Here is a 21,786-nt window from a genome sequence, read left to right on the forward strand (position 1 = left end):
AAAATGTGAATACAAAAAAGCGACAATCCTCGTGACAGAGGTTGCCGCTTTTAAGTTTTCATATCCAATCCTTACGTTTGGATCAAAGAGTTGAAGTGTCTATTGATGTAAGCTTGTTCGGATTGACGACGAGATAAACGCCCTCAATCCGCTCTCCGGAAGCGTCCAACTCTATACAGAGTACCTCGGACAACTGCCCTTCTTTCATCAACGCGAGTTGAAGTTCGCCATTGATCCACATCGGTACCCATTCTCTTTCACGCAATCGCGTAAGGACTCGCCGTGAGGTCAGGAGTGCAAGCACACCTTTGTGAACGTTCATTGTTCTCATAACCGTATGCACAACGCCACCGCCATCTGCTGTAAATACAGGCTGATCTGCCAGTAACTCCAGCATGGCAACGACATCATAACGAAGGAAAGCCGTTGTAAAACGGCTCAGTAATTCACCTTTGGCTATCATATCCGCATCACTCTGCTCGATCGGCGGAAGTCTTTCGGGCAGATTTCGTCTGGCGCGGCTAAAGATTTGACGGCAGTTACTCTCCGTTTTACCCAGCCAATCCGCTATTTCGGAATAATCATATCGGAACGCTTCACGAAGGACAAAAACAGCCCGTTCCATGGGCGAAAGACGCTCCAACATGACCAAGTAGGCGTACGATATCATCTCTTTCTTCTGCATCGTTTCCTCTGGCATGTTATCCACTTCACGATCACCCATCGGCTCTGGCAGCCACTCACCAACATAACTTTCCCGCTGGTTGCGGGCGGAATTTAGCAGATTCAAGCTTCGGTTCACAACCAATCTGGCGATGTAGGACTTGGGATTACGAATATCCCGAGCAGACTTGCTCTGAATACCCGCAAAACAATCCTGCACAATATCTTCAGCTTCTACCACACTGCCCAGCATGCGGTAAGCTATTGAAAATGCATAATTTTTATAACGAATATACAACTCACCAACATCCAGAGAAGACACTTCTGGCTCATTGGCGTGGAGATTGGAATTCATAAGCATGGCCTCCTCTGGCATGGTGCGTATATTTTAGTTAAAACAACCCGGATACATCCCTGTTGTAATCGCAATTCGATTCCAGTTATTAATCGTGTTAATGGCCAGGATCAGATCCACCAGTTCGGATTCACTGAAATGTTCACGAACCTTATCGTACAACGCAAGGGGTACACCCTGTTCCGAGATTCGAGTCACCGCTTCAGCCAGCTCCAGCATAACACGTTCTTGATCCGTGAAGAAAGCCACTTCACGCCACACACTTAACAAGAGAATATGATCCGCATAATCTCCAAGTTTCATCAGATCTTTGGCATGCATATCGAGACAAAAGGCACACCCATTGATCTGGGACACGCGTATTTTCAACAGCTCATACAATACTTTATCTTCGAATTGCCCGGATATATATTGCTCCATCGCCATCATCGCTTTAAAAGCGCCCGGACTCACTGCTCTGTAGTTCGTTCTTAAATTCATTTCTCATTCGCCTCCGTCATTTGGTTTACATACTGTAGACAAGCGACGGCCGGGTTCTGTGACATTCTCTGCGAAAATCTTTGTATCCCCACGAAGATATAAGCGCAACTAACGAATATTCACACTGAGAAACTGAACAGAAAACCTCCATAAAGCCATCTATCCGTAAATAAATAACATCTGACGTAAGATAAATCCGGAATTTTCCGTATCTATGTACGGTTTTTACTGTACTGTTTGTGATTTCAACCAAAAATAAGTTACCTATATTGATATATCAACCAAATGAGGTGTAACATACGGCTAATCAAGTAAACTTTTCTAACATAAATAAGAGAATTGTTTATTCATCTCGGCAAGGAGTGTTCAATATGATAACTTCCAACGCAAACCATACAATAACTTCCGAATTACCTAGAGGGTGTACGTTCACCGCTGAAGACTGGCATGTATTATCCCAATATTGGTATCCGGTAGCCCAAGCAACCGAAGTAACAGACAAACCACTGGCTTCTCAATTACTCGATGTGAAACTGGTTCTTTATCGCAGTAATGATCAGGTTGTGGTAGCCAAGGATCTTTGTTTTCACCGCGGAGCTCCACTTAGCAAAGGCTGGGTAGAAAATGGCGAGATTGTCTGTCCTTATCACGGTTTCCGTTACAATTGTGAAGGAAAATGTACCGCAGTACCTGCGCACCCAAGCTCCAAGATCTCGCCTAAGCTCAAACTTATCGTGTACCCGGCAGTCGAACGTTATGGCTTAATATGGACTACACTGGCGGGAACGGAAGAACAGATTCCCTCCTTCCCTGGATGGGATGATCCGGATTATATCAATATTTTGCCACCCAACTTTGACATTGCTGGTTCCTCTGGACGACAAATGGAGGGATTCCTGGATGTATCCCATTTTGCCTATGTGCATACCGAAACGTTTGGTGACCGAAACAACACGGAAGTTCCCCAATACAAAGTGAAACGCGAGGGTAATGAGTTGCTGGCCGAGTATTGGAGTACGGTGAGCAACTATGGCAAAGGGCAAGATCTTGTTGCACCTGAAGGTTTTCAATGGCTGCGCGAGTTTCGGGTGTTCCCACCCTTTGCGGCTTCTCTGACGGTACATTTCCCAGGAGACGACAAGCTGAATATTCTGAATTGCGCCTCGCCGATCTCTGCCCGTTATACACGTCTATTCTGTCCAATCACACGCAACTTTGACAAAGATGCTCCCATTGAAGACACAATCAAGTTCAACTTGCAGGTATTCGAAGAAGACCGCGAGATGGTCGAGTCACAGAAACCGGAGGATCTGCCCCTTGATCTGCATGCCGAGGCCCATATTCCCGCTGACCGTACTTCGATTGCTTATCGTCAATTATTAACGGAGCTTGGTTTGGGACGAAATTACACATCGTAAATAGATATTATAAATACAAATAAAAGAAGAAGCGTTCCGCTCTGGACGCTTCTTCTTTTGGATAACAAGTTCAAATGAAGTAATAATCATGTATTAGTAAGACCATGTCTAATAAGCCGTCATTCGTTATTTAATCTTGATTGCTCGTATTCACAGGAAGCTCTCTATAATACGGGCAGCCCGGCTCATGTATAATTCGTGGATCAACCCAAGTGCCCCAGTACGGAAGACGGTTTACGTAAGGTTGCATATTGGGTTGCATATTGGGTTGCATGTTTGGCTGTGTATTTGGTTGTGTGTTTGGCTGTACATTGGGTTGTACATTAGGCATTACGTAAGGCTGATGATTCACATGCGGAGCACTGTTAGAGACAGGAGCAGTTGAAGTCACGCAATCTGCCGGCGGGCCAATAATCACTGTTTTTTGGATGGGAGCCAGCGCTTCTTGAACTTTTTTCTCGTCCAGACAGTACGTATGAGCCAGAACATTGGCAGGGGTAAGACGCAAAATGTCTGAGCCAAATATCGCTTCAGGTATAGGTGCATCGAAGATCGCCAGTAAGTGCGTATGATCTACAGTAGCCATTTCATAGTGCCACCAGCCTTGAGGAACGTTAGCCACCTGCCCTGGAGTAATCGGGAAATGAAGCAATTCATTTGTGAACGGATTAATGAGGGACACGACGGCCGAACCGCTGATGCAGTATACCAGTTCAGTTGCATTTTGATGAATATGTGGTTCAACCACATTGCCCGTGCTGAGGAAAATATCCAATAAAGAAGTATTGCCCAGTGTGTTTAACTGTTTGATGGAAAGAGAGTTAATATAGTTGTTCTCATCCTTCTTGAATAACGGGTTATTGCTCAAATCGTAAGTAAATTGGGTGGTTGGTAAAGTGTAATCCATGTATGAGGTTGCCAAAATAAAACGCCTGCCCTTCGCTCTCGGTTTAGGTCATAACCTATATGCCAGCTTATGCCCAGCGCCCAGATGCGTGAGCCCATTTCCGTCAGGCTTCCATCGCATGACAAATATCCCTGACTCGGACATACCGAGCAGGGCTTATTGGCTATTAAAATTTTTCTTCGGCGGAAATGTCCTCCCAACTAATCCCTAATGGACTACTGTTCAAATTTACACTTAGAAGCCAAGTCATTCGCTTCACCATGTCCGGCATTCCCTTAATTAAACCATCAGTTACACTCAAATAACGCAGTTTCTTCAGTTGCTCCAGTTCAGGCGGAAGCTCACGTATGCCCGAGTACCCTATATCCAGAGTTACGAGTTCGCTCAATTCACCAATCTCGGCTGGAATATGTTTCAGACCAAGATCCGACTTCTCCTTCGGCTTCCACCCGGTAGGAACATGATAAGAACTACCGCAATAAATTCTAAGCTCTCGAAGTTGTTTCAGTTTTCCAATGTCTTGGTGAATACCTTCCAAATCCGCCGTCATGATCTCCAATTCTTCCAATGATGTCAGTTCAAAAAGGGCTGGAGGAAGCGTATAAACATCCTGTTCAAAAATCGTCAAACGTTTCAAATGCTTCAATTCCCGAATCCGTTCCGGAATCTCTTTCAAGTAATGTGAACTAATATTCAGCACATCGGTCTGATGCCTGATTGCATCGTCCAGTAAGCAATGAATATCCTGATGTCGCTCTAACCTAAAAAACAACCCTGTGATACGCTCCATTAGCTCAATTGCTTCTTCTTGTGTAATGTGCATGCCATACATATTCTCATGAGCAACAGTGTAGAAGTAATCGCTCCCATCCTCTTTCAAAAAACAAAGATCCTCCGGCAATGACGGATATAACCAGTCATGAAAGCGATTGGCTTCCTCCTTAAGGATCTGCCCTGATTCCGGCTTACAACGATATATATAATAGATGCCTTCTGCATACATGGCACCACTTTTCATCATCATTTCTTCCATCGTGCTGCTTTCAATCAGATACGGATCCAATTTCCGTAACACTGTGGTAACTCTTTCGGGTGTAGCTTCCTCAGCATATTTTCTGTCTACCAGCATAAAACGATCTGTCTTCTCAATCAATTCGTCAATCAACAGTTCATAGGCAGTTCCTCTTGGATCGGTATGAAAAGCTACGGCTACCATATGTTCCCCCTCATTACTCTATATTCATTAATCTTCATCGTTTAGGATTTAATATGTGATCTCATCCATCATCTTCAGATTACGGTTCGACATGGTAAGTAAATCCGTGAAGGTAGGCGTAAGATAATAGACAAAGTCCGGATCGTGCACGTACATAATAATCTGCCCATATCTCCCTTCCTCCGTTGGATCGAAATCAAGCATCAGATACAGTGAACCTCCTGCAATCGTTGCAAAAGGAATCCATGGTTTGTGGAACAGGTACGGCTTGATCTCCGGGTCCAACTGGCTGATTTCCTCTGCAGAATAATACTCTTCCAACTTCTCATCCACTTCACAGGAGTATTGTTTGGTCTCTCGTCTCTTGATCCTGTATTCTCTCATCCAGCAAGCGATTCAGCTCGTCCATTAGCACGCTTAGTGATACATTCGGCTCCAATCTCACCACACCTCCCCTATCTCAGTTCTTCTCTTCTTGTAGATATTGATGATATCCCCAAAACGCTTCTTCCTCTCCGCCGCCTTCAATCAGAATCATGACTGCGTAAGATAACAAATTAAGCCATTGTTCCATCAACGCCACCTGTTCGTCCGAAATGAGGTTGTTGCTGCGGAGCATACCCTCAGGTTCAACGGCCCAAGCACGTGCCATATAAGTAATTCCCCATAGACCTGCCATGACTTCCCGATCCAGTGAAGGCCGTGCAAGTTCTGGTGCCAGAACCCGCAATATCGCCATCAACTCATGAAAATTCTCCTCAATTAAATGTCCACGAAAAGGCCGCAGACTACGAAGAAAACCGTTCTCCATCCTGGGATGACTCAGATCATCATAGGAAAAAGCATGACATTTTAATAACATTACTGCCTCTTCACGTTCCATTCCTTCACCCCTATTCAGGTTGTCATGCTACCTCACCAACGCAGAGGCTCTTCTCCACGCCACAACACATAACGCTCCAGCTCACGAAGGGTGCCTGTGCCGATCCCGTATTCGTCCATCTCTTTCGAAAGAAGATCGAGCACATGCAGCATGCCACCATACGTACCCACTACAAGTTTGGACCGCTCTGGTGATACGGCGAGAGAATAGATGGTACTACCTACAAAATGACGCCATACTTCCTCGCCCTCGCTATTCACGCAGTACAAATAACCATATGCATCCCCAAGCACCATACCCGCATCTATTTCCACCGCTGCATACACACGTGCATTCTCATCCATGACTGGCCAATCTTCCTTTGTTTCGTTACCTGCGATGGATTCCAGCTGGACCTGTATTGTGACCCCGTTATAGAAATGACATGCATTGAACCAGACGTTCTGGTTATCACTCGTGAATGCCGCATAATGAGGATAGCTGGATTCTGGATAGAGGGAGTATATCTTGTTCAGCTGACGGTCCATCACCATATGATTGCTCCCTTGGCTACCATAGGCGATCCATCGACCATCCCGTGATACAGCTGCATGTCCCATATCTATCTGTGTATCCTCTAGCTCATACTCTTCGATCTCTGCCAGATCGGGATGAAGCAAGTTCACCTGAGTTTGCGTTACAAGATATATCCCGTATCGTGAATGTATAAGTAGTGCTCTGCCTTCATCCATAGGTATAAGTCCCTCTAGTGTATGTTCGGGATGCTCACAATCCGCAAGTGATTCAATTCGAGGTAAAGACGACTGTATCCGGGCTTGGATATCCTCCCAACGATATGTCGCTATCTCTTGTCCTTCCAACCTGCGATCAGGATGACGGATAACACGAATACCTTCCGGTCCTGCAAGCGCATAGTCAAGCCCATCTGATGAACAACCTGCAAATGTATATGGAGAGATTGACTGCCACCCCTGCTGATCCATCGTATATATGTGACCATTATCCATGAAAATCCCCGTATGACATACAACCGTTTCCTCGTTCAGATAACCTACAACTTGGACAGCTTGCATAGAAGTCTGAAACGCCTCATTCAGCGGCCACGTCGCTGCTGGCAGCTCACGTCGGAGCACCTCCAAGTCACCGTGGAGATTGGCTTGTCTCACCATATGGAATACTTCAGTGCTCATTCCGCTTCTGGAGTCTCCCTCCAGCCCGGATTCATCTGGTTTCTTTCCCTCCATGCTTCTCCGTACAAATGCATTGACATCCCTTGCATAACGCTTGCCTTCATTGCGCCATTGTTCCGCGATGTCTTCCTTTAACCAACTCATATGTTTTCCCCCACTCTGCCCCTATTCATATGCCGTACAATGATGTGATTGCAAAAACAGACTGATATCGTAATCCGTCGCCTCCTCCGCACCGTTCTTTTCTTCATAGAACAGGGCAACTTCTCTTCCATTCGCATAGTTAAAACGTAAATATCCGCCCATCGAAGCCATAAACAACTTGCACATGTACTCATTCTCCAACACAGCGTCCCACTTAAATTCCGTTTTGCACATATCCGCCAGTGCCTTCATGGAACTCCTGTTCCGTCCCTGTAAAGTGATAAAACGTATGCTTACGCAGCTCATTCCACGGTTCATAGTGTGATGGGGCTATTGGTTTGTCCTGACGGTAATACCCGCAATAGATCCGGTCCAGCGTTTCGCCAAATTCAGTCTCCGAGCATGTCCATAAGGTGATATTCTCATCATGACGTGGTAGCCACAACAGTCCCTCAATCTCTGGATGAACAGCAAGGAAATCACCATCCACAGAACTGCCAATGGTAATGCACTGCTCAAGTTGATGCTGACTTATGGGCGTTTCATCCGTATGTATCCAAAAATCATATTCAACAAAAGGCTTCAGCACTTCCGGGTCCGGTCTCTGCACATTCATCCAGCCCGTGTATGTGCCTTCTCCGTATTGTTCAATCCAGGTTCGGTATGAGGAAGGTAGCGAGATGGCGTGCTGTTGTTCAAAGTGATCCAGTTCCTCTGCAGGAACCGGCTTAAGTGCACGGGATACCATATACATTAGTCGACATCTCCCATTTCTCAGTTTGGTTCATTCGTATTCAAGTTTAAGCCAGTTCTTCCTGTACAATGTCAGTCCATACCCCTTTACGATTCAGAATGCGAATGGCAAAGGCATCATATCCATCACGCTTGACCTGATCAAAATCCATGCGCGCTCCCGTGATCAGTTCATACGTTCCACTTTCATCTACATCTTCGCCGAACTCTTCATCCCAAGGCACATTGTAGTAGGCCGTCAACTCTACCTCAAAGATGTCCTCTCCTTCAACATCCAGATAAGGACGAAGTGGTCTGTCATGTAGTGCTTCTTCCGAATAGGTCTCACATAACATGGCATCATATCCATGCTTGGCGGCATCAATGAGCAGGTAGCGTTCACCCGTGACGGTATGCTCCGCATATACAAGAAGCGGTGTCGAATCATGCCAGGTAATCAGATCATCTTCCGTTAAGTCACCATAATAAAAAATATGGAATTTATCGTGTCCATCCGTCGTTTGAAGTTTGCCTTTCCACTCCACTTCATCGATCTTGGTGTCTTCGTACTTCTTTGTTAAACCTTCCAAATACGCAGGTCCGTGTTGTACACCATACTCATTCATGATCTCGCCTCCGATTTGTTCATTCGAATGGTAACTACTTTGTACTCCTCATCCACCGTCAGTTTCACATCGATGTTCAGCTTGTCACGAAATAGCGCCGTAATATTGATTCTCTAAAATTATATGAAACTCCCTTCCTTAGCACAAGGAACGAAGGTAAGACGATCGGGAATCACTCTAATACGACTTACCCAAGTGTGTGCCCCATCACAGCCATTCCTGCTTCAATAACGTAATCTATTACTAAATAACGAATGGAATGAAAGAACACCTGCTTTTTGGTTTGTGAAAAACATCACTTAAGTAAAGGTTGTGCAACTATGTTTTCATTACTGAACCTGAATGTATATAAATGGTCACTCGTATTCACCATTTTCACGGCCACTCTGTCTCATTGCAGTTCAAACGATACAGTTCCACCTGTTCACCAGAATGAAGTCTCCTCCTCTGCCATCAGTCAAGCCCCGGTGGACCCGCTCATCCGCAGAGAAGACACTAAGGTATATATTGAAATGACGGCCCAGGTTACAGATGTCGAAATTTCCAAAGGCGTGATCTACAACGCTTGGACATTTAATGGCACCGTCCCTGGACCCGTTCTGCGAGTGACCGAGGGAGACACACTGGTGTTCACGTTGAAAAATAAAGATTCTAGCTTGCCTCACTCCATGGATTTTCACGCTGTACATGCTGCTCCCAGCAGCAAATTTATTGATGTTATGCCAGGCGAGGAAGGCACGTTTACCTATCCAACCTCCTCACCCGGCGTATTCATGTATCACTGTGGAACCAAACCAGTCCTTGCCCATATCGCGAACGGTATGTATGGCATGATTATTGTTGAACCCAAGGCTGGATACCCTTCTGATCACATGGTTGATCGTGAGTATACCCTTGTTCAGAGTGAATGGTATAAAGAACATGATTACGAAGCCTTTTTGAACGGGGAACCGGAATATGTCGTATTTAACGGCAATGATTATGGATTGACCAAGCACCCCCTGCTAGCCAAAGTAGGAGATACAGTGCGGATCTATGTCAGTAATGCCGGACCCAATGAAGTCTCATCCTTCCACATTGTCGGTACAATAATGGACCGTGTGTATACCGATGGTAATCCACGTAACATCCAGTATGGAATACAGACGGTTATGCTTCCCGCAAGTGGTGGAGCCGTCGTAGAGTTCACCGTAACCGAAGAAGGCGATTATGCGATTGTAACCCATCAGTTCAATCATGTAGCCAAAGGAGCTTCCGCTGTTCTCCGTGTAACCAAGGACGGTACTGATCATGACGGACCCGCCATGTCTCATTGAGACATAATAATGGCTATACCCATCCTGAACAATTTGAGGTGATTAAACGATGATCTGTGCGCACGAAACGAAGGATGCCTGTTTCTCCAAAGTATCTCTGTTCCAGCATCTTGATCCATCCGAATCCGCATTGCTGACCTCCCTTCTGCATACCCGTACATATAACAAAGGGAAAGTTGTCGTCCAGGAGGGCGAACGTTCAGATACGCTTTATGTCGTTCATCAGGGACGTGTGAAGTTATCCAAATACAACGAAAATGGAAAGGAACATATTATCCGATTTCTGTTTCCCGGAGATTTCTTTGGGCAAGATTCCCTGTTACATCAAAAAACACATGCTGCGAACGCCGAAGTTCTGGAGCCTTCGGCCATCTGTTCCATTAGCAAGCATGACTTTGACCAGTTACTTGAACATGATCCGAAGCTTGCTTACCATTTCCTTCTTGCCATTTCCAATCTTCTCCGTGAAACCGATGAATGGAACAGCTCCCTCAGTGCGATGACAACGGAACAGAAGATTGCCAAGTTGCTTTTGTATTTCCATACCCGAAATCATACAAAGCATGAGATCCGCTTGCCTGTTTTCAAAAAAGATATGGCTCTGCTACTCGGTATTACACCCGAAACACTTAGTCGTAAACTCGCCATGATGCAGACCCAGGGACTGCTTCAGGTTACAGGGAACTGCATCCTTATTATTCAACTGGAGCAGCTTAGGGAAAAGGTTACCTACTGAACTAAAGATTTGACAATAACACTGAGATGACAGAGTAACCTTCCCATCGATATTATCGTGTAAATGGTTAGTTCAACTTTTATCTTTTGGACAAGTATTATATTTCACATTAGATGTGAGTATCGTCACAGTGCGGGCTTACGTTAGCGTATACAGTTAAGAAAAGATCTACAGGAGGGTTTATGCGATGAATACGGTTGTTAAATTGGACACACAGATCATTATGCACAAAATGCAGGAGCTATGTTCACTGCTGCTACAGGATGAAGGCTACAAAGAGATGCGGGACATGATTGATCAGTTTGCAGCAGATGAACAGGCCACAGCCCAGTATGAGCGTTTTATGGAGAAACATCAGGCACTGGAGGAGAAAGAACGGCAGAATATTGAGTTGCTTGCCTCTGAAATTCAGGTATATGAAGAGGAAGAACGCGCTCTTTATGATCATCCCCTCATTCGTCGGTTCATCTATGCACAACGCGAGTTCAGCCAGCTGCATCAGCAGATCAGTCACTATTTCACGAAATCCGTGGAAATGAACCGTCTACCCGAAGCGAATGAACTGGGTAAAGAAGCTTGCGGGTGTGGAGGAAGCTGTTCCGGCAGCCACTAAGTCCTTTGTTTAAATAATAAAAAAGAGTATCCGATCAGAAACCACTCTGTTCGGATACTCTTTTTATATAAATCAACTAATATCTACACGACAATGTAGGTATGTAGAGGACAGTGACTAGAAACTATTTCTGTCATCTACAGATCCAACAACAGCGATACGAGCAATCCCATGGATGCAATCAAACCCACAACTGGCCCGCCCTCTTCAAAGGCTTCAGGCATCATCGTCGAGCAGATCATCGCAATGATTCCGCCACCTGCAAATGCACCAATCGCTGCACCCATCTCCTCAGGAAGCTGCTCGAGAAACAGATATCCACCCAGAGCTGCAAGCACGGAGATCAGCAATACACTCAGCCACATCAACATGATTTTCGCTCTGCTGTACTTGCTGCCCTGCAATCCAACCGTACTCGACAGACCTTCAGGGATGTTGCTGACAAAGATTGATACCACCAGCACCACACTGACACCGTTTCCGGCCAGCAAGCTGGCTCCAAGCATGATGGATTCCGGAATAGCGTCCATTACTGTGCCTGCAAAGATCCCCAGGCCGCTTTGATTCGAGTCTCCTGACCTTCCCGAGCGTTTACGCCCTGCCCCACATGAATGCAGTCCACATCCGGGCCGACCCCTCTCTTGTTCAATAATCTTCTATCATTCCATTAACCCTTGCTGACGAATCAAAAACAATCCTGCGACGTTGTGACCTATATCACCTGCTGTGTTCAAAAATCACGCTATGATGAAATGATGCGGATTACAACAGAACAGACCAGATCAGGAACTGCACGGCTCCAATAATTTCAATGATTCCGACCTTCATAGGGCGAAGCGTTCTGCCTGCATATATGAAGGTGCGTACAGCGGAATAGACATACGCCAAAGACATCCATGGATACCCGATCACCATGGGTATGATGATTAGAAGGATATGTACCATACGAGTTAGCATCAGCCAACGCTTATTCGTTCGCTCTCGAAAGACCGATTTTACAAAGAACGTACTTCCTGTAAAATGTAAGAAAGAAAACAAAACGACGATTGCCATTCCATAGTCCCAGTGCCCGCTTCCAATGAGATAAGCAGCTGCTCCCCCTAGAGAGAATACGAGCATGGCACACAGGTCATTGGTAAGCGAGCGTTCTACTTTGTGTCTCACATGCCAGATGTTCACCAGTAACAATCCAGCCAGTACCGGGCCGAAGAATAATAGTGAGGTTTGCCCCAGAACGGGTGGGATCAGACAGATTAGAGCCACTGTACCGTAGATGGCAGCCCATTTGTACAGGCGATGTCGATTGGCATTCTTTTTCAAAGACTGTATAGATATAATCCAAGCCAAGCTACAAATAAGGGCGCATGCAGCCAGTGCGGACCACTTGAAATCACACCTACCAGAAAAGGCACACTAACCATGGCCCAGCCGCCATGTTCATGAGGGATAACGATTGAATGCGTATTGGTTTTCACTTCACAGTTAACCTCCTAGAATTGAATGATGTCGAAGTTCAGAAATATGAACACAGAGAGGAAAGATTCTCATGAGCAGGGTAAACAAAGATTCAGCAGCGGAGTTTCTACAACAGTTCCCCATCTTTCAGGACCTTAGTCCCGAAGAATTAAAGCAGGTCGAAGATATCGCCATTTCCAGAAGCATTCATAAGAAAACGGTCATTTTTAGCGAAGGTAGCGAAAAAGAAGCTGTTTTTTTCATTCGTACCGGCATTGTAAAAGCATATAAAACGGATGAGAACGGACATGAACAGATTGTCTCTTTCCTCAAAACAGGAGATATGTTCCCACACACCGGCTTTTTTAATGCACACCCCTATCCGGCTACCGCTGAAGCGATTACCCCTACCGAACTACTGGCCATACCCGTCAGATTGTTCGAACGATTGATGCTGAGCACTCCATCGATTGCCATCAAAATCATGCGTGTACTCGGAGACAAAATACGAGAATTACAGGATAAATTGCAAGTACTCTCTGGTCAGGATGTGCGCAACCGCGTGCTCTCCTTCCTTCTCATGCTCGCAGAGCAACACGGACAGACGCATGGAGACCAAATTATCATCAACCTGCCCATGACACACCAGGAGTTCGCCAATTCCATTGGTACAACAAGGGAAACAGCGAATCGGCTTCTGAATCAGCTTACAAAAGAGCATTTGATTGAAGTGGATCGCAGCCGAATTATCATTCTTGATTTACAAGCATTGAAACAACAAAAAGATGCATGACCACCCAGTTCCACTGGGGTTCCCCCAAGCCCCTACACCAATATCTGTGTGCAAAAAGAGACCTTAACGCCTGCAATCGATGTTAAGGTCTCTTGCTGTATGCACAATTACCGATACATGTATCAGGCGATTGTGAGCTCTGGTCTGCCCATGTCACTGAACATGCCCGCATAATATTTGACTTCGCCTGCCTCATTCCGGATCGCCGTAATACTTAACCATTCCTGATAGATCTCTCCGTTTTTCTTCCGATTCCAGATCTCGCCTTGCCAATATCCTTTTTCACGTAATTCCAGCCATAATTGGTCATAGAAACGTTTATCCTGCTTACCGGATTTCAGCAGACTTGGCTTCTGTCCAACCGCCTCTTCAGCACTATAACCAGTGACCGCAGTAAAGGCCGGGTTCACGGATGTAATAACACTGTTCGTATCTGTGATCAGAATGGCTTCAATGGTATTCTCCAGAATGCTGGCAGATAACTGAAGCTTCTCCTGATAGAACATCCAGATCACAAGTACAAGACTGACCAACGCAATCTGAGACAAAGCCATGAAACCAATGGCATAATGACCCGTCATGCTGTACAACAAAGTCAACATCAACGGAGGGAAGAATCCACCCAGCCCCCCCATAGCGGAGATCATTCCATTCGCTACACCTGGTTGTTTGACGAAATACATTGGCACTAATTTGAAAATGGTTCCGTTACCTGTCCCTGCGCATAATGCCACAGTCAGGCATCCAATGGTATAGATATAGAATGATGGCGCGAAGGATAATACAATTGCTGCGATCGTTAATCCGCCGAATACAAACATTAATATTTTGAATGGATTAAATCGATCTCCAAGCCAACCTCCCACGGGCCGCATAATGGTTGCAACGAGAATGAATCCCGCTGTACGAATACCTGCATCGACTTTATCCATCTGAAAGTGACTAACCAGGAAATTCGGCAAGTACACCGTAAACGCCACGAACGAGCCAAATGTCAGAAAATAAAACAAGCAGAGCAGCCATAGTTTATTGTTGCGTGATATGGCCTTCAGTTGCTGCATCAATGGAGCGTTAACCCGCACTTCCTGTTTGTCACCCAGAACGAAATTCAGCGCCGCCATCCCTAATAGCAAAATACTGTAGAGCAGAACCGTCGTAGACCATCCCATTCGATCGGCGATCAGCGGGGCTCCGAATGCAGACAGTGCCGTCCCCAGGTTACCAATCCCATAGATCCCGTTAACAAATCCATGTCGCTCTTTCGGATAATATTTGGGTAGTGAAGTTACACCGACGGAGAAGACAGCTCCCCCAATACCGAGGAACAGTCCACCTATCACCAGATCACTGAACGACGTCGCACGGCTAATCCACCATACCGGGGCCAGCAACAGGACAAAGCTGATCATAAAAATATGACGTGCGCCATATCGATTCGTCCAATAACCAATCGGAATACGTGCAATCGATCCGATCAATACGGGAATCGCTGTCGCCCATGCCAGCTGGGAAGAAGTAAGCGCAATATCCTCTTTAATAAATGGCATCAGAGATGACAGGATAACCCATACCATGAAACCAAGAACCAGACTTGCCGTTTGCAAGGGCAGTTGAACCTTTCCTTTATGTTGCATTTACATCGCCCTTTCCTTTTTTTGTTCCTGATTCGGATACACTGCTCCATCTCTTCTGCGATACAGCACATAACTGCGTTTCAAGTACCCCAGTGGCATACTCAGCATGTGAACCAGACGTGTAAATGGAAACACACAGTACAGTACAAAGGTAAGCAGAATGTGTACTTTAAAGTTCATCGGTACCGTCTGCATCAGAACCGGTTCAGGCTGGAATACGATCAGACCGCGCAACCACGGATTAATCGTTGTTCGATAGTCAAAACCTGTGTGATTCACCGCATTAGCCGAGGTCGCCAGTATTCCGGTGACAATGACAATGATCAACATGGCAAGTGCCATCCAGTCCCCAATGCTGCTTGTCGCCCGCACTCTGCGAGCAACATAACGGCGAACCAGCAAAATGACAGCACCTGCAAATGCAATGATTCCCGCAGGCAGTCCTCCTGCAATAGCCATCAAGTGATATCCTTCATCACTCAGACCGATCCAGCGATAGAACTCCACTGGAACTAGCAAACCGGCAATATGTCCACAGATTACAGCGAATATCCCGATATGAAAGAGTAAACTGCCCCATTTTAGCATGCGTTTCTCCAGCATCTCACTGGACTTGGACGTCCAACTGAAGGGATTCGTCACATAACGCCAGATCGTCGCCGTAATACAGAAAACAATGACCATATAGGGAAGAGCGCCCCATAACAACAGTTCCAGTGTACTCACCGATTCCCCCTCCTCATCTGGGCAGCGATCTGCATAAGATCTTCAGGTTGTTGGTTAACTGCTTCTTCTTGTTCTGGCACATCAGGGGCAGGAGGCTCAGGAATGACCTGTAACATCAGGCTGAGTAATGGTCCATACGGGCTGTTCTGCCCCGTAATGCTTTCGCTCATTGTGACCAACGCCTTATGGCAACTGGAGAGCACACCTAAGGCATCTTCCTCGGGAGCCTCAGCTACAAATTCAAGCACCATAGGCAGATAGTCCGGCAACTCACTTACTTCCATGTAAAATCCCGCAGCTTCATATCTACGCTTCAATTCAATCAAAGCCGGACCCCGATCCCGCTCATCGCCATGAAGAGCATATGTGAGATAGAGGTTAGACTTTTTATCAAAATCGAATGTACGAACATAGGCATCCTGCCATTCAATCGAGCTTACCGCCTGTGCTTCATCCACAAATGTCAACAGAATCTGCTTTACCGTCTCATCCCAAATGGACTGTATGGCTTCCTGAACACCCGATAGTCCCTCTCTCCACGCTTTATCCGGATATTGCAACAGGTAGGAGATCAGTTTGCAGACCATTCTTCTCGTATCCGCATCGTAAACCAGAGCCTGACCTGTTCCTTCATTGGTATCGATCGTCATCGTTGTCATTGTCTCCTTTCCCATCAGAATACCCCACAAGAACCTGGACCACCTGCAAAATCAAGTCCGCAGCTGCCCTGTTCGCTGAAGAGATCTTCCACTTCCTCACGGTGGGCTGGCGGGATGACAAAACGATCATTATACTTCGCAATCGCTAGCAGTCGGTACATGTCCTCCACTTCCTGTGCATCCATACCCACTCTTTCCAGCAATGCCGACTCACTGGTCTTACCCGTCTGCTGATTACGCATGTGAATGCGCATAACTGCCATTTTCCGCAGGACCTCACGAATTCGATCCGTATCTCCTGCTGTAAGCAGATTGGCAAGATACTCCACCGGAATGCGCATGTTATCAATCGCAGGGAAAATATCATTAGCCTCCAGTGAACTTCCCTGTCCCTCTACCCGATTGGTAATCGGGCTAAGCGGTGGAATGTACCATACCATTGGCATGGTGCGGTATTCCGGATGAAGCGGGAGCGCAATTTTCCAATCGATAACCATTTTATAAATAGGGGACTGCTGCGCTGCTACAATCCAATCCTCTGGAATTCCTGCCTCACGCGCTTCGCGAATCACCTCAGGGTCATTTGGGTCAAGGAAAATATCCATCTGGGATTCATAGAGATCCTGGTCATTTTCAACCGAAGCTGCGGCTTCAACACGGTCTGCATCATACAGCATCAGGCCGATATAACGGATACGCCCCACACAGGTTTCGGAACAGATCGTTGGCAGACCCGCTTCAATCCGTGGGAAACATAGCGTACATTTCTCGGCTTTGTTTGTCTGCCAGTTGAAATAGACCTTTTTGTAAGGACAGCTCGATACACAGAATCTCCATGCGCGGCATGCATTTTGGTCAACCAGTACAATCCCGTCTTCTTCCCGTTTGTACATCGCTCCGGAAGGACAGGAGGACACACAGGCCGGGTTAAGGCAGTGTTCACAGATCCGTGGCAAGTACATCATAAATACCTGTTCAAAATCCATTTTGATCGAATCCTCGACACCCTTCATGTTGGGGTCTTCCATCCCGGTTACATGGGCACCTGCCAGATCATCCTCCCAGTTCGGTCCCCACTCCAGATTCATATATTCACCGGTAATCTGGGATTTCGGTCTTGCTACAGGTTGATGTTTTTTCTCCGGACTGTTCGTCAGTTTCTCATACTCGTAGGTCCATGGCTCGTAATAATCGTCAATGGTAGGCTGATCCGGGTTATGAAAAATGTTAAGCAAGCGTCTTGCCCGTGTGCCAGACTTCAATTCCAGTTTGCCATTCTTCATCTCCCAGCCACCGCGATAACGCTCCTGATCCTCCCATTGTTTCGGATAACCGACCCCTGGCTTGGTCTCTACATTGTTCCAGTACATATATTCTGCACCTGGACGATTGGTCCAGGTGTTTTTGCACGTAACACTACATGTATGGCACCCTATGCATTTGTCCAGATTCATGACCATACTGACTTGTGCTTTAATCTTCAAGCCAATCCACCTCCTGCAGTTTTCTTATGATGACGTTGAGGTCACGCTGATTGCCTGTTGGGCCATAGTAGTTGAAGCCATAACTTAACTGGGCATAACCACCGATCATATGTGTAGGCTTCACATGAATACGTGTCGGACTGTTATGCGTACCTCCACGTGTGTGTGATATTTTGGTGCCCGGAACGTGAATATGACGGTCCTGAGCGTGATACATAAATGCCATGCCGCGAGGAATACGGTGCGTCACTACGGCTCTGGCAACGACTACCCCGTTACGGTTGAAACATTCGATCCAGTCGTTGTCGACCAGTCCGGCTTCTTCTGCATCTTCGTAGTTCATCCAGATCGTCGGACCACCTCGGAACAACGTCAGCATCGGCAGCGCATCATAGTACATACTGTGGATTGACCACTTATTATGCGGTGTCAGGTAGTTCAGGACAATCTCCTTACCCCCTTCGATCGGACGTTTGCTGTTCGGATGGAACGGCGTATGCTTCAGCACAGGTTTAAATGTCGCTAATGTCTCTCCGAACTCGCGGAGCATCGCATGATCAATGTAGAACTGCTGTCTGCCCGTCAATGTACGCCATGGAATCAGGCGCTCCACATTGGTGGTGAATGGCGAATATCGGCGTCCGCCTTTTTCTGATCCGCTGAATGCAGGCGAGGTAATGACCGTTTTCGGCTTGGAAGTGATCTCGTCAAACGTAAAACATTCCTCAGACCGTTCCTCAGCCAAATCTTTCAGATGCAATGCTGTTTTCTGTTCAAGCGCTTCCCACGCACGCACAGCCATCTTGCCGTTCGTTGTACTGGACAAGGTCAGAATGGCCTCCGCAACATTACGGTCTGTGCTCAGATCAGGACAACCTTGTCCAACGCCTTCTTTACGTTGCACGCCCAGGATGCCCTTGAGTTTTTCATACTCTTCACTTGCAGACCAGGATATGCCTTTGGTACCGATTGGTTTATCCTTCACCACAGGTCCTAGACTGATCATTTTGTTATATACGGCAGCATAGTCACGTTCCACGACCTGAATATGCGGCATCGTTTTACCCGGGATCGCTTCACATTCTCCCGCACTCCAGTCTTTGATCTCTCCGTACGGTTGAGCAAGCTCATCTGGTGAATCATGCAACAGCGGTGTAGCTATGATCTCCTTCTGTGGACCATCAAATTGCTGCGCAGCCATCTCGGAGAATACACGTGCAATTTCCTTGAAGGTATCCCAGTCAGAACGGGATTCCCACTGCGTGGCTACAGCCGGATTAAATGGATGAACGAACGGATGCATATCTGTACTGCTCAGATCGCTTTTTTCATACCAGGTCGCTGCTGGCAGCACAATATCGGAATACATCGCCGTACCTGCCATCCGGAAATCCATATTGATCATCAGGTCGAGTTTGCCTTCCGGTGCTTCATCCACCCATTCCACATGCTCTGGGCGCAGTCCATGATCGTCATCATTCAGTAATCCGTTCGTTGCACCGAGCAGATGCTTGAGGAAATACTCATGTCCTTTGCCAGAACTTGAGATCAGATTCGCTCTCCAGACAAATAGTACACGCGGGAAGTTCGCTGGATCATCGGGTTGCTCGATTGAGAACTTCAGATTTTTGTTCTGCAATTCTGAGGCTACATAAGCACCGATCTCTTCCTTCGTCGTTGCTCCAGCCTGCAGCGCATCCTGATGCAGATCAATCGAGTTACGATTGAATTGTGGATAAGATGGAAGCCAGCCCATACGCGCAGCCATCACATTATAATCAGCCACATGCTGGAACCGCGGTTCACCCTCAAGCGCCGAAGTCAACTCTCCTACTTGGGTCTCCTCGTATCTCCATTGATCTGTTGCAAAGTAGAAGAAGGATGTTCCGTTCTGCAGACGTGCAGGTCCGGTCCAGTCACGAGCAAAGGCAATCGTCTGCCAGCCTTCAGCCGGACGCAGTTTTTCTTGACCGACATAGTGGGCCCAGCCTCCGCCGTTCACACCCTGACATCCTGTCATCAGAATTAAGTTAATGATGGCGCGATAGATGACGTCGGAGTTGTACCAGTGATTAATACCGGCTCCCATGATGATCATGGAACGCCCTTTGGTATCGATCGCATTTTGTGCAAACTCACGTGCAATCTGTACGACAGTCACTTGGTCCACACCAGTGATGTTCTCTTGCCACGCTGGAGTGAATGGTTTTACCTGTGGTGCATGCAAGATGTCGTCTCCACGGTGAACACGTACACTCAACTGCTCCAAACCAGTGACTACTTCTGCTGAATCCGCAGAACGTGTCATTTCACGTTCAATTCCGTATTTGGCAAGTACCAGATCGTATACGGCTGTTACCGTAATCCATCTGTCCCCCAGCCAGATCTGGCGTACAGGAATCTGCCGCTTCATGACATGTTTTCCCTCATCATCAAAGTACGGCAGTTGAATGGTTACGAGGTCATGATGGACTCCGAGCATGGATAGTCTAGGATCAATCGGCTCACCGTTCTCCACCTGTTCCATTTTGAGATTCCATGTGCCTTCTTCACCCCAACGGAAGCCCAAACTTCCTTTTGGCATCGCATAGGTTCCACTGTTCTCATCGAATACAAGCGTTTTCCATGCCATATTGTTGCCCGTAATACCCAGGTCTTCCCCAACGAGAAATCTGCCTGCTGTGTGTACGCCGTCCTTTTCTTCCACAATCAGCAGATTTGGAAAGTCCGTATACTGTTTGGCATATTGCATGAAATAGTCCGTAGGTTTTTCAATATAAAACTCTTTCAGAATGACATGGCCCATAGCCATCGCCAAAGCGCCGTCCGTTCCCTGTTTTACCGACATCCACGTATCTGCGAATTTCACGTACTCCGCATAATCCGGGCTGATCGACACCACTTTTGTTCCCCGATAACGTGCTTCAGCCAGGAAGTGGGCATCTGGTGTCCGCGTCATTGGTAGATTGGAGCCCCATACCAGAATGTATCCCGAGTTGTACCAGTCACTGCTCTCCGGCACATCCGTTTGATCGCCCCAGATCTGAGGTGAAGCCGGTGGCAGATCCGCATACCAGTCGTAGAAACTGAGCAATGGTGATCCCATCAAGGACAAGAACCGTGACCCTGCTGCATAACTGACCATCGACATGGCAGGAATCGGAGAGAAACCAACAATCCGGTCCGGTCCGTATTCTTTGATCGTATGAATTAGCGAAGCGGCAGTAATCTGTGTCACTTCCCCCCATGACGCGCGAATTAATCCACCTTTACCACGTACCGATTTGTATCTTTTCACTTTGGCCGGATCATCCGCAATACTGGACCATGCTTGAACCGGGTCACCATGTGTCTGAAGCGCATCACGCCACATGTCCAGCAGCGCACCACGTACGTAAGGATGTTTGACACGCAGCGGGCTGTACAGATACCATGAGAAACTCGCTCCACGTGGACAACCTCGTGGCTCAAATTCCGGCATATCCGGTCCGGTTGAAGGATAATCAGTAGCCTGCGTTTCCCAAGTGACAATGCCGTCTTTCACATAGATCTGCCAGCTGCATGATCCGGTACAATTGACGCCGTGTGTGGAACGCACCACTTTGTCATGCTGCCAGCGGCGGCGGTAGACATCTTCCCAATCCCGGTTAACCGGGGACATCTCACTCCAGCCCTCCGCACTTTTTTCACGTTTGGCAAAATATTTGAGTTTGCCCATCCAGGGCATGCTTTTGTTACTCATTGTTGTCCTCCCAC

20 protein-coding genes and 2 pseudogenes are annotated in these 21,786 nt (G+C 46.9%); 5 read left to right on the forward strand and 17 right to left on the reverse strand.

The genetic code is table 11. From position 1 onward, the window contains the following. Window positions 1–82: 82 nt before the first annotated feature. Both AC1S8V_RS18195 and AC1S8V_RS18200 read right to left on the reverse strand, forming a co-directional pair. A complete protein-coding gene (locus AC1S8V_RS18195) occupies window positions 83–1,018 on the reverse strand; it encodes a sigma-70 family RNA polymerase sigma factor (RefSeq protein ID WP_482070210.1) in 936 nt (311 codons plus the stop codon). A 33-nt stretch (window positions 1,019–1,051) separates the two neighbouring features. Continuing rightward, window positions 1,052–1,498, reverse strand: coding sequence for a carboxymuconolactone decarboxylase family protein (locus AC1S8V_RS18200; protein WP_482070211.1), 447 nt, complete (start codon window positions 1,496–1,498; stop codon window positions 1,052–1,054). A gap of 371 nt (window positions 1,499–1,869) precedes the next feature. Here AC1S8V_RS18200 and AC1S8V_RS18205 point away from each other — a divergent pair, with 371 nt between their 5' ends. Further along, window positions 1,870–2,916: a Rieske 2Fe-2S domain-containing protein gene (locus AC1S8V_RS18205; protein WP_482070212.1), complete on the forward strand. Its 1,047-nt coding sequence runs from the start codon at window positions 1,870–1,872 to the stop codon at window positions 2,914–2,916. 130 nt (window positions 2,917–3,046) lie between these two features. On the opposite strand, the gene AC1S8V_RS18210 is transcribed toward AC1S8V_RS18205, so the two are convergent. The 8 genes from AC1S8V_RS18210 to AC1S8V_RS18245 all read right to left on the reverse strand — a co-directional run bounded on the left by AC1S8V_RS18210 (window position 3,047) and on the right by AC1S8V_RS18245 (window position 8,614). After that, window positions 3,047–3,838 carry a cupin domain-containing protein gene (locus AC1S8V_RS18210; RefSeq protein ID WP_482070213.1) on the reverse strand — a complete coding sequence of 264 codons (792 nt, stop codon included), beginning with the start codon at window positions 3,836–3,838 and terminating at the stop codon, window positions 3,047–3,049. Between the two features lie 151 nt (window positions 3,839–3,989). After that, on the reverse strand, window positions 3,990–5,039 hold the full coding sequence (locus AC1S8V_RS18215; RefSeq protein ID WP_482070214.1) for a leucine-rich repeat domain-containing protein: 1,050 nt from the start codon (window positions 5,037–5,039) through the stop codon (window positions 3,990–3,992). A 48-nt stretch (window positions 5,040–5,087) separates the two neighbouring features. Beyond that, window positions 5,088–5,423: an SMI1/KNR4 family protein gene (locus AC1S8V_RS18220; RefSeq protein ID WP_482070215.1), complete on the reverse strand. Its 336-nt coding sequence runs from the start codon at window positions 5,421–5,423 to the stop codon at window positions 5,088–5,090. A gap of 76 nt (window positions 5,424–5,499) precedes the next feature. After that, window positions 5,500–5,922 (reverse strand): hypothetical protein, encoded by a 423-nt coding sequence (locus AC1S8V_RS18225; protein WP_482070216.1) that lies wholly within the window; start codon window positions 5,920–5,922, stop codon window positions 5,500–5,502. A gap of 32 nt (window positions 5,923–5,954) precedes the next feature. Further along, entirely contained in the window at window positions 5,955–7,256 is a 1,302-nt protein-coding gene (locus AC1S8V_RS18230; protein WP_482070217.1) for a YncE family protein, read from the reverse strand. A gap of 21 nt (window positions 7,257–7,277) precedes the next feature. Next, window positions 7,278–7,442, reverse strand: a complete 165-nt coding sequence (locus tag AC1S8V_RS18235; protein WP_482070218.1) for a hypothetical protein — start codon at window positions 7,440–7,442, stop codon at window positions 7,278–7,280. A 28-nt stretch (window positions 7,443–7,470) separates the two neighbouring features. Continuing rightward, entirely contained in the window at window positions 7,471–8,010 is a 540-nt protein-coding gene (locus AC1S8V_RS18240) for an SMI1/KNR4 family protein (RefSeq protein WP_482070219.1), read from the reverse strand. A gap of 46 nt (window positions 8,011–8,056) precedes the next feature. Next, complete coding sequence (locus tag AC1S8V_RS18245; protein ID WP_482070220.1) at window positions 8,057–8,614, reverse strand: hypothetical protein; 558 nt, start codon at window positions 8,612–8,614, stop codon at window positions 8,057–8,059. Between the two features lie 320 nt (window positions 8,615–8,934). Here AC1S8V_RS18245 and AC1S8V_RS18250 point away from each other — a divergent pair, with 320 nt between their 5' ends. The 3 genes from AC1S8V_RS18250 to AC1S8V_RS18260 all read left to right on the forward strand — a co-directional run bounded on the left by AC1S8V_RS18250 (window position 8,935) and on the right by AC1S8V_RS18260 (window position 11,279). Next, window positions 8,935–9,930 carry a multicopper oxidase domain-containing protein gene (locus AC1S8V_RS18250; protein WP_482070221.1) on the forward strand — a complete coding sequence of 332 codons (996 nt, stop codon included), beginning with the start codon at window positions 8,935–8,937 and terminating at the stop codon, window positions 9,928–9,930. A 49-nt stretch (window positions 9,931–9,979) separates the two neighbouring features. Continuing rightward, window positions 9,980–10,666, forward strand: coding sequence for a Crp/Fnr family transcriptional regulator (locus AC1S8V_RS18255; protein ID WP_482070222.1), 687 nt, complete (start codon window positions 9,980–9,982; stop codon window positions 10,664–10,666). A gap of 187 nt (window positions 10,667–10,853) precedes the next feature. Continuing rightward, complete coding sequence (locus AC1S8V_RS18260; RefSeq protein ID WP_482070223.1) at window positions 10,854–11,279, forward strand: YlbF/YmcA family competence regulator; 426 nt, start codon at window positions 10,854–10,856, stop codon at window positions 11,277–11,279. Window positions 11,280–11,416: 137 nt separating this feature from the next. Here AC1S8V_RS18260 and AC1S8V_RS18265 read toward each other — a convergent pair. Then, window positions 11,417–11,875 (reverse strand): annotated as a pseudogene (locus tag AC1S8V_RS18265) (ZIP family metal transporter); the annotation flags it as partial. 166 nt (window positions 11,876–12,041) lie between these two features. Further along, window positions 12,042–12,700: pseudogene (locus AC1S8V_RS18270) on the reverse strand (YwiC-like family protein). Window positions 12,701–12,825: 125 nt separating this feature from the next. Here AC1S8V_RS18270 and AC1S8V_RS18275 point away from each other — a divergent pair. Next, complete coding sequence (locus AC1S8V_RS18275; RefSeq protein WP_307411036.1) at window positions 12,826–13,527, forward strand: Crp/Fnr family transcriptional regulator; 702 nt, start codon at window positions 12,826–12,828, stop codon at window positions 13,525–13,527. Between the two features lie 122 nt (window positions 13,528–13,649). On the opposite strand, the gene AC1S8V_RS18280 is transcribed toward AC1S8V_RS18275, so the two are convergent. Genes AC1S8V_RS18280 through AC1S8V_RS18300 form a run of 5 tightly spaced genes read right to left on the reverse strand, consistent with a single transcriptional unit; the run spans window position 13,650 to window position 21,772 of the window. Then, window positions 13,650–15,161 (reverse strand): nitrate/nitrite transporter, encoded by a 1,512-nt coding sequence (locus AC1S8V_RS18280; RefSeq protein ID WP_482070224.1) that lies wholly within the window; start codon window positions 15,159–15,161, stop codon window positions 13,650–13,652. After that, on the reverse strand, window positions 15,162–15,887 hold the full coding sequence (gene narI, locus AC1S8V_RS18285; protein ID WP_482070225.1) for a respiratory nitrate reductase subunit gamma: 726 nt from the start codon (window positions 15,885–15,887) through the stop codon (window positions 15,162–15,164). Continuing rightward, window positions 15,884–16,561 carry a nitrate reductase molybdenum cofactor assembly chaperone gene (gene narJ, locus AC1S8V_RS18290; protein ID WP_482070226.1) on the reverse strand — a complete coding sequence of 226 codons (678 nt, stop codon included), beginning with the start codon at window positions 16,559–16,561 and terminating at the stop codon, window positions 15,884–15,886. The genes narI and narJ overlap by 4 nt, the downstream gene beginning before the upstream one ends. Then, complete coding sequence (gene narH / locus AC1S8V_RS18295) at window positions 16,561–18,030, reverse strand: nitrate reductase subunit beta (RefSeq protein WP_482070227.1); 1,470 nt, start codon at window positions 18,028–18,030, stop codon at window positions 16,561–16,563. The genes narJ and narH overlap by 1 nt, the downstream gene beginning before the upstream one ends. Further along, complete coding sequence (locus AC1S8V_RS18300) at window positions 18,020–21,772, reverse strand: nitrate reductase subunit alpha (protein ID WP_482070228.1); 3,753 nt, start codon at window positions 21,770–21,772, stop codon at window positions 18,020–18,022. The genes narH and AC1S8V_RS18300 overlap by 11 nt, the downstream gene beginning before the upstream one ends. Between the last annotated feature and the right edge of the window lie 14 nt (window positions 21,773–21,786).

It is taken from the genome of Paenibacillus sp. B46(2026) (genome assembly GCF_056786355.1).

Excerpts from the sequence above, each read along its gene's own strand:
- AC1S8V_RS18195 (WP_482070210.1), bottom strand. The coding sequence starts at position 1,018 with ATGAATTCCAATCTCCACGCCAATGAGCCAGAAGTGTCTTCTCTGGAT.
- AC1S8V_RS18200 (WP_482070211.1), bottom strand. The coding sequence starts at position 1,498 with ATGAATTTAAGAACGAACTACAGAGCAGTGAGTCCGGGCGCTTTTAAA.
- AC1S8V_RS18205 (WP_482070212.1), top strand. The coding sequence starts at position 1,870 with ATGATAACTTCCAACGCAAACCATACAATAACTTCCGAATTACCTAGA.
- AC1S8V_RS18215 (WP_482070214.1), bottom strand. The coding sequence starts at position 5,039 with ATGGTAGCCGTAGCTTTTCATACCGATCCAAGAGGAACTGCCTATGAA.
- AC1S8V_RS18220 (WP_482070215.1), bottom strand. The coding sequence starts at position 5,423 with ATGAGAGAATACAGGATCAAGAGACGAGAGACCAAACAATACTCCTGT.
- AC1S8V_RS18225 (WP_482070216.1), bottom strand. The coding sequence starts at position 5,922 with ATGGAACGTGAAGAGGCAGTAATGTTATTAAAATGTCATGCTTTTTCC.
- AC1S8V_RS18230 (WP_482070217.1), bottom strand. The coding sequence starts at position 7,256 with ATGAGTTGGTTAAAGGAAGACATCGCGGAACAATGGCGCAATGAAGGC.
- AC1S8V_RS18235 (WP_482070218.1), bottom strand. The coding sequence starts at position 7,442 with ATGTGCAAGTTGTTTATGGCTTCGATGGGCGGATATTTACGTTTTAAC.
- AC1S8V_RS18240 (WP_482070219.1), bottom strand. The coding sequence starts at position 8,010 with ATGTATATGGTATCCCGTGCACTTAAGCCGGTTCCTGCAGAGGAACTG.
- AC1S8V_RS18245 (WP_482070220.1), bottom strand. The coding sequence starts at position 8,614 with ATGAATGAGTATGGTGTACAACACGGACCTGCGTATTTGGAAGGTTTA.
- AC1S8V_RS18250 (WP_482070221.1), top strand. The coding sequence starts at position 8,935 with ATGTTTTCATTACTGAACCTGAATGTATATAAATGGTCACTCGTATTC.
- AC1S8V_RS18255 (WP_482070222.1), top strand. The coding sequence starts at position 9,980 with ATGATCTGTGCGCACGAAACGAAGGATGCCTGTTTCTCCAAAGTATCT.
- AC1S8V_RS18260 (WP_482070223.1), top strand. The coding sequence starts at position 10,854 with ATGAATACGGTTGTTAAATTGGACACACAGATCATTATGCACAAAATG.
- AC1S8V_RS18275 (WP_307411036.1), top strand. The coding sequence starts at position 12,826 with ATGAGCAGGGTAAACAAAGATTCAGCAGCGGAGTTTCTACAACAGTTC.
- AC1S8V_RS18280 (WP_482070224.1), bottom strand. The coding sequence starts at position 15,161 with ATGCAACATAAAGGAAAGGTTCAACTGCCCTTGCAAACGGCAAGTCTG.
- narJ (WP_482070226.1), bottom strand. The coding sequence starts at position 16,561 with ATGGGAAAGGAGACAATGACAACGATGACGATCGATACCAATGAAGGA.
- AC1S8V_RS18300 (WP_482070228.1), bottom strand. The coding sequence starts at position 21,772 with ATGAGTAACAAAAGCATGCCCTGGATGGGCAAACTCAAATATTTTGCC.